Raw genomic sequence first — 7,792 nt, forward strand, 5'->3', positions numbered from 1 at the left:
CTGGAACGAGGGGGCAGCACAGGACGCCGAAGACCTGTTCAAGATGCTGGCGATGACCGTTTTGGAAGGGTCATTTGTGAAGGCCGGACAGGCCGCGCGGGAACTGGACATGAAGATGCGCCTGCTAACAGGCGTGGCTAAGGCCGACTCCGTTGCGGCCTATGTGGACCTGCTGTTGCGCGACAGCCCCCGCGTGCTGCTGGCAGGCTGGCACCGCGATGTCTATGACATCTGGAACCGCGCACTGCAGCACCACAACCCGGTCATGTACACCGGGACAGAAAGCCCCGCAGGCAAGCGCCGAAACGTCGAACGCTTCACCAAGGGCGATGCCCGCGTGATGATGATTTCCCTGCGGTCTGGCGCTGGCCTTGACGGCCTGCAGGAATACTGCAGCGACGTGGTGTTTGGCGAACTGGATTGGTCACCGCAGGTGCACAAACAGGTCATCGGCAGATTGCGCCGCCCCGGTCAGACCAGACAAGTCACCGCACACTACCTGCACACCGCTGGCGGCAGCGATCCTGTCATCATGGATATGCTAGGAGTCAAGGCCGACCAAAGCCGGGGCATCACCGACCCGATGCTGGGTTTCGGTGCTAAACAGATGGATGACAGCCGCATTCGCAAGCTGGCCATGGCTGTCTTAGAAAAAGAGGTCGTGCAATGATAAACGCAGCCATTCTCCGCCCCGAAAACGTCGACCCGCTCACCGACCTCTGGGCCAGCGTCATCCTCCGGGCCGTACTGGACGCGCACAGCACCAGCGAGCAGCGCGAAGAGCGACACGCCCGCAGGCGCGCGCGCATATGGCTGGAGGGCCGAACCGAGGACTTCCGTATTGTCTGCGCACTGGCTGGCTTCGACCCCGACTTCATCCGGGACGGCTGGGCTTCTGGCAGGATCACCCCGGAGCGGCTCACTCTGAAGGGCCGCCGCATGGAGTCCGCGGCATGACCCCGGCTCACAGCAACGGAAGGATGGAAGGGAAGATGATGAGACAGCTACTCACCCCCGCCATGCAGGCGCAGATAGACCAGTGCCGCAGGATGCTGGCCGAAGGAGCCAACCCACAGGACATGAGGGATTTGGGGTACGCTCAGGCCGCTATCAACGCGGCGATCAACGCTGAGAAATGAGCGACCATTGAGGCAGAACGAAGGGCAGGCAGAATGACAACATCACATGGCAAGGTACAAGCGCGGCTTTATGCGGTGCCTACAACAACCGCGATGATCCGCCCGCCCGGGGGCGACAGGATGAAGGGCGAGTGGGCTGTAGAGCAGCAGATAAAGGCCATGGGCTGCACAGTACACGACAGCCGCACCGTGGCGTTTATCCGCAAGGGTAAAGACAGGTATGCGCGCCCCGAGTACAGGCCATCCCTTCCCGGCTACGTGTTTGCAGAAATCCCTGACGAGGCTTTCGGTCGTGCCGTCCACGTACAAGGGGCGTGGGGAAGCGCCCTGCCTATCTATCAGGTAGAGAACCGCAACAAGCTAGAAACGACACCATACGAAGCCGCCATGGAGTTCTTCGCCGTGCTGGCGGAAAAGAGAGAGGAAGCTGAGCGCATCAAGCGCCGTGCTGATCTGGTGGCGGGCTTCGATCCCGGCGACCCGCTTGAAATCATCAGCGGCCCGTTCAAGGACTTGCTGGTCAGGTTCCAGCGCATGGTGAAAACCGCCCATGACATGCACCCGATGATTGAAGGCGAGATGACTTTGTTCGGTCGGCAGTCGCCCGTTCGCATTGACCCACTAGATGTTGTCAAGCGTTCTTAGATCGTGTATGTCTGGGGTGAAGCAGGCCTACCTTGGATATCTCCGGTTGTGCCAAACTCCAAGCGCCCCCGGAAACGGAACCGAGGATAGGGCGCTTGCAGCGCATTTTCACCGCATTGATGCGAGTGCAGACCAGCCGCCCACGACAAGACCCGGGAGGCTCTTGGGGCTAGACGAGATGGCCGCGTCTACTGCACTCACATGAGGGCGGTGGGGCTTCACACGGTAACGAGGGGCCTATCGCAGGATAACCCATCCGCCGCGCTCAACTCACGGGCAGCCAAGCGCGCCGGAACACCCCAGAGTGGCCTACAGGCCTCGGGCGGAAACGCAATCATGGGCCGGGGGGCTGCCCGCCCTGCATCAACGACATGAGGCGCTATGGGGTCGCACTCACTAACCACAACGCAGCGTGGCCTAGGCTGGGAGTGGCAGAAGCTACGCCTTCGGATTCTCCGCCGTGATGATTACCTATGCCAGCCATGCTGGAAGGCAGGCCGACCGACAGAGGCGACGGAGGTAGATCACATCATCCCTCGCCACAAGGACGGCGACGACGAAGAAGAAAACCTCCAAGCGATATGCACGGACTGCCATAAGGCTAAGACCCGCGCAGACGCAGGCTACAGACCCACCATAGGCGCTGATGGGTGGCCGATAGGCTGATGCCCGAAACGGCGCTGTATGGGGCGCTCAGGGGGCGGGGGCTATCAAAAGTCTAGGGGTTTAGAACTCCTGACCGGAGTCGGAAGTGTAATTCTCACATCCACAAAACAGAGGATTTGAATATGTCCCGACCGAGGTTGCCGCAGCAAGTGGCGAAAGTCACGGGTGCGGTTGCCAAGAACGCAGGACGGTTTGAAGGCCGGTCCAACCCGAAAGTGAAGAGCCTTGGACCGGCTCCGAAGCGGTTCACGAAAGAGCAGAAGGCAATCTGGGATGAGTTCAACGCGGACTATCCTTGGCTTGGTCGTTCTGATCGCGGGATTGTCGAAGTGGCCACTCGGCTGACTGACCTGATGCGGACGCACGGGGCGGAAACGCCAGTTGCGGTTTACGCGCAGATGCGAATGACGCTGGGGCAGATGGGCGGGACACCTGTTGATCGCTCTAAGGTGAATGCGCCGGAGGATGACGGCGTTGATCCAAGTGCGGAGTTTCTGCAATGAATTTTATGTCGCGTGAGCTTTCCAAGGGGCGCGTCCTTGTCGTGGGGCGGCACGTTATAGGCTGCTGGGATTCAAAGTTTTACACTGAATCGCAATTCGCGGCAGGTGAGTGGAGAAAATCATTCACACAGTTATATGGCGTCTATAGGTCGAAGTTTGTCCACTGACGATCCGGTCACGGCGTATGCCAAGGCTGTTGAGCACGGGGAGATTGTAGCGGGTCCACACGTGAGGGACGCGGCGAAGCGCCACCTTGATGACATGGTGACGGGACATGAGCGTGGCATCTACTTTGACGCGGAGGCAGCGGATCGGTTTTTTCGTTTTTGCTCTACCGTTCTGCGTCTGAGTGAAGGCCAGTTTGACGGGGTGCCGTTCAATTTGCAGCCCTCGCAGCAATTCATCTGCGGGTCTCTATTTGGTTGGAAGGTGGAGAAGACCGGCAAGCGGCGTTTTCGGCGCGCCTACATCGAGCAGGGCAAAGGAAACGGCAAGTCACCCATGGTCGGGGCCATTGGCCTCTACGGCATGGTTTCAGATGGCGAGGCCGGGGCACAGATCTACGCGGCTGGCGCGACCAAAGAGCAGGCGGGCATTCTATTCACCGACGCGGTGAAGATGGTCAATCAATCGCCGTCTCTTGATAAGGTGATACGGCGCAGCGGTGGGCCGGGGCGGGAATACAATCTTGCCCATATGAAATCTGGCAGCTTCTTTCGCCCGGTATCGCGCGAGACAAAAAAAACGGGTTCTGGCCCGCGCCCTCACTTCGCCCTCTGCGATGAAGTGCACGAACACCCAGACGGCGGTGTGATCGAGATTCTTGAGCGGGGCTTTAAATTCCGTGAGCAGCCGTTGCTTGTGATGATTACGAACAGCGGATCTGACCGCCAGTCAATTTGCTGGGCCGAGCGCAAACACGCGGTAAAGGTCGCGGCTCAGGATGTGGAAGACGACACAACATTCTCCTACGTCTGCGCTTTGGATGAGGAAGATGAGCCATTTGAAGATCCTTCGTGCTGGATCAAGGCCAACCCGCTCTTAGGGGTGACGATCACCGAAGATTATTTGGCGCTTCAGGTAAAGCAGGCCAAGGACATCGCGGCGAAGGCCAACGGCATCCGGCGCTTGCATTTCTGCGAATGGACCGACGCTGAAAGCGCGTGGATCAGCCGAAAGATGTGGGAAAGCATCGAAGACCACACGATGGAGATTGAACAATTCAAGGGGAAACGTGCTTTTGCCGGATTGGACTTATCAGCGAAAACCGACCTCACGGCCAAGGCGCTGGTTTTCGAGGACGGATTCTCCGATCCACACTTTGACGAGAAAACGCATCAAATGGTTCCTGCAAAGCCATGCTTCGCGGCGTTCGTTCATGGCTACACGCCAGCCGATACCATTAAAGCGCGGGCCGAGCGCGACGGTGCGCCCTACGATTTGTGGGTTGACGCGGGGTTCCTGACGGCAACACCGGGCAAAAAGACGCGACTAGACTTTGTTGCGCAGGACTTGATTGACGATTCCGAAGCGTTCGATCTGGATTTCGTCGCATATGACAACTTTCTGATCGCTGATTTTGAGGCGGTTTGCGGCGATATGGGGGCATCATTCCCCATGCTGGACCATCCGCAGGGATGGAACAAGCGGAAGCGCGATGCGCCGGATGGAACTGAGGTAACACTCTGGATGCCGGGGTCGGTAGACGAACTTGAGACGTTGATCATGGAAGGCAGATTGCGGGTACACGTTAACCCTGCACTCCGCTCTGCGGTTTCTTCCGCTACTTTTGACACATCCCCCGCCGATCTGCGGCGCTTTACGAAGCATAAAGCAACAGGGCGGATCGACATGGCGGTTGCGCTGGCAATGGCGGTTGGAGCGGCCACCGCTCGGGATGAGGGTAACGGCCCCTCGGTCTACGCGGAACGCGGCGCGCTGGTACTCTGAAGGAGACGTGATGGGCTTTTTCCAATGGCTGCAAGGCGGTCCGAAAGCTGCTGTGCAGTCGGCTGATGGGGGGCGCATCGTAACGGCGAGGGATATCGAGGAAGCAATTCGCACCGCGAACACTGGCACGAATGCTGGCGTTTCTGTGACACCGCATTCTGCGATGCAAGTTTCTGCGGTTTACGCCTGCGTGCGGATCATCTCGGGCGCGGTCGCAAACCTGCCCCTGCACGTCAAGCGCAGGGTGAGCGATAAAGTCAGGGAGGACGCCGCCGACACGGCGCTATGGACCGTGTTGAGGCGGAAACCGAACGGATGGCAAACGCCTTCTCAGTTTCGCCGCCAGATGCAGGCGCAGATCCTTTTGAGGGGGAACGCATACGCCATTATCGCGTGGTCGAGGAACCGTGTTGTTTCGGTTGTACCGCTGGACCCTGACCGCATGGAAGTGAAGCAGGCGGACAGCGGCGAGATTCAATACACGTACACGCGCCGGAACGGTTCGCGCATCGGATTGCCGCCCCGGGAAGTCTTCCACCTTGTCGGAATGACGCTGGACGGCGTGACGGGTGTTTCGCCGATCACCTTCGCCCGGGAAACCATCGGTTTGAGCATGGCGCAGGAGCGCCACGGATCGACCACGTTTAAGAACAGTGCACGCCCAAGCATGGTGCTTCAGCACCCCGCGAAGATCGGTTCTGAAGGTGTTGAGTTCCTAAGGGCCAGCTTGGAGAACTACAGGTCAGGCGGCGAAAGCGAGGGTAAGGCGCTCATCCTTGAAGAGGGGATGGAAGCAAGGCCTTTGTCGATGACGGCAGAAGACGCGCAGTGGATCGAGAGTCGCAAGTTTTCGCGCTCGGACATTGCCATGTTCTTTGGCGTCCCGCCTCACATGATCGGGGACACCGAGAAAAGCACCAGCTGGGGCAGCGGCATTGAACAACAGTCCATCGGCTTTGTGACCTACACGCTGGAAGACCACCTGACCGCTTGGGAAGAAACGATCAACCGCGATTTGGTCGCGGACGATGATTCAGAGATTTACGCCCGCTTCAACCGCGCAGCGCTGGTCCGTGGCGACATGAAGACCCGGTGGGAGTCCTACGTGAAGGGCCTGCAATGGGGCGTCATGAGTCCTGACGAGGTACGCGCCCTTGAAGACCTCAATCCCCGTGAAGACGGCGAGGGCGGGCAATACTACGACCCGCCGAATACGGCTGGCGGAGACAATGGAGACAGCAATGAGCCTGAAGAACCTACCGCAAGCTAAGGCTTTCGAGCGCCCTTCGGCTTATGTCTGGGATGCGCCATCGGACGCTCTTGAGCAATGGTCCGAAAAGCCCAACGCCGCAGAAGCCGACGAACCGAACACCATCTCGATCTACGATGTCATCGGGGAGGATATGTGGGGCGATGGTTTCACCGCGAAGCGCGCTGGCGCGGCGCTTCGATCCATCGGAGCGAATGCGGTTACGGTGAACATCAACAGCCCCGGCGGGGACATGTTCGAGGGTCTGGCGATCTACAACCTTCTGCGGGAGCATCCTGCCAAGGTGACTGTCAAAGTCATGGGTGTTGCCGCATCCGCCGCGTCCATTATTGCGATGGCGGGCGACAGCGTGCTGATGGGCACTGGCTCCGTGATGATGATCCACAATGCCTGGGGGGCAGTCATTGGAAACCGCCACGATTTTTCCGATGCGGCAAACGTTTTCGAGACTTTCGACGCCTCCATGGCAGCGATCTATTCCGCGCGAACCGGCATGAAGGAGCCGGAAATCATGGCGATGCTGGACGGGCCAACCCGCGCCTCCGATGGCACCTATATGACCGCCGAAGATGCCATCGCGAAGGGCTTCGCGGATGCCGAGTTTGAGATGCCGAAGCTGGCGGCCTCCTCGGCTCAGACACAGACAACCTCGCTGCGCAAGCTGGATGCTGCGTTGGCAAGAGGTGGAATGCCAAGGTCGGAACGCCGAGCGCTTCTGGCCGAGGCGAAAGGGGGCACGCAGGACGCTGCCTCAACCGTCACGCCCGGCGCTGACGACTGGACGGACGCGGCAACGCGTCTAATCGCTGCAATCAGGTCATAGAGGAGATTATCATGACCCAGCATTTCCGTGCGCCGCGCGCGCGTGGGATCGTCTCAGTCCGTGCGGACATGAGCGACCCGAAGGTCATTCTGGCCGAACTCTCGAAAACCTTCGAAGCATTCAAGGCCGAGAACGATGCCGAGATCAAAGCCCTCAAAAAAGGGCAGGAGGATGTTGTCCAATCCGAAAAGGTGGACCGCATCAACGCAGACATCACATCGCTGAACAAGGCGCTGGATGATGTCAACGCAACCATGGCCGCGCTGAAAGCGGGCGGGGCAGGTGGCAATGTCGCAGATCCTGCAAAGCGCGAACATGCAGAGGTGTTTTCCAAGTGGTTCCGTAAGGGTGATCGTGCCATTGCGGACGCTGACCTCGGCGCGCTTGAAGTCAAGGCGTCTCTGACCACGCAGTCGGACCCCGACGGCGGCTATCTGGTTCCCGAGGAAATGTCGGAAACCATCGACCGCGTTGCTGGCACAGTATCCGTCATGCGCGACCTTGCTTCGGTCATGTCCATTTCGACGGACACGTTCAAGAAGCTGGTCAGCATGGGCGGTGCAGGTTCCGGCTGGGTCGGAGAGACAGAAGATCGACCCGAAACCGCCACGCCGACTCTGCGCGAGTTGATCTTCAACGTCATGGAGATCTACGCCAACCCGGCGGCAACGCAGACGATGCTGGACGATGCCCGCGTGGACATCGCTCAATGGCTGGGCAATGAGGTTGCAATCGAGTTTGCCGAGCAGGAAGGCGCTGCCTTCATCAGCGGCAACGGCGTGAAGCGTCCTCGTGG

The 7,792-nt window shown here is 59.4% G+C and carries 10 protein-coding genes; all 10 read left to right on the plus strand.

What is annotated here, in order from left to right:
- Positions 1–670, plus strand: a 670-nt coding sequence (locus A3764_RS09930) for a C-terminal helicase domain-containing protein (protein WP_236628163.1), incomplete at its 5' end; no start/stop codon positions are given.
- Positions 667–957 carry a hypothetical protein gene (locus tag A3764_RS09935; protein ID WP_067922585.1) on the plus strand — a complete coding sequence of 97 codons (291 nt, stop codon included), beginning with the start codon at positions 667–669 and terminating at the stop codon, positions 955–957. The genes A3764_RS09930 and A3764_RS09935, both read left to right, overlap by 4 nt.
- Positions 958–992: 35 nt before the next feature.
- Entirely contained in the window at positions 993–1,139 is a 147-nt protein-coding gene (locus tag A3764_RS25130; protein WP_161487490.1) for a hypothetical protein, read from the plus strand.
- 33 nt (positions 1,140–1,172) lie between these two features.
- On the plus strand, positions 1,173–1,784 hold the full coding sequence (gene nusG / locus A3764_RS09945; RefSeq protein WP_067922590.1) for a transcription termination/antitermination protein NusG: 612 nt from the start codon (positions 1,173–1,175) through the stop codon (positions 1,782–1,784).
- A gap of 381 nt (positions 1,785–2,165) precedes the next feature.
- Entirely contained in the window at positions 2,166–2,450 is a 285-nt protein-coding gene (locus A3764_RS09950; protein ID WP_067922593.1) for an HNH endonuclease, read from the plus strand.
- A gap of 122 nt (positions 2,451–2,572) precedes the next feature.
- Positions 2,573–2,953 (plus strand): hypothetical protein, encoded by a 381-nt coding sequence (locus tag A3764_RS09955; protein ID WP_067920544.1) that lies wholly within the window; start codon positions 2,573–2,575, stop codon positions 2,951–2,953.
- A 156-nt stretch (positions 2,954–3,109) separates the two neighbouring features.
- Positions 3,110–4,903 (plus strand): terminase large subunit, encoded by a 1,794-nt coding sequence (locus A3764_RS09960; protein ID WP_236628164.1) that lies wholly within the window; start codon positions 3,110–3,112, stop codon positions 4,901–4,903.
- A gap of 10 nt (positions 4,904–4,913) precedes the next feature.
- On the plus strand, positions 4,914–6,173 hold the full coding sequence (locus tag A3764_RS09965; RefSeq protein ID WP_067920540.1) for a phage portal protein: 1,260 nt from the start codon (positions 4,914–4,916) through the stop codon (positions 6,171–6,173).
- Positions 6,145–6,996 (plus strand): head maturation protease, ClpP-related, encoded by an 852-nt coding sequence (locus tag A3764_RS09970; RefSeq protein WP_067920539.1) that lies wholly within the window; start codon positions 6,145–6,147, stop codon positions 6,994–6,996. The genes A3764_RS09965 and A3764_RS09970 overlap by 29 nt, the downstream gene beginning before the upstream one ends.
- 11 nt (positions 6,997–7,007) lie before the next feature.
- Positions 7,008–7,792, plus strand: a 785-nt coding sequence (locus A3764_RS09975) for a phage major capsid protein (protein WP_150122134.1), incomplete at its 3' end; no start/stop codon positions are given.

The organism is Sulfitobacter sp. HI0129, from assembly GCF_001635395.1.
Classification (GTDB): Bacteria; Pseudomonadota; Alphaproteobacteria; order Rhodobacterales; family Rhodobacteraceae; genus Sulfitobacter.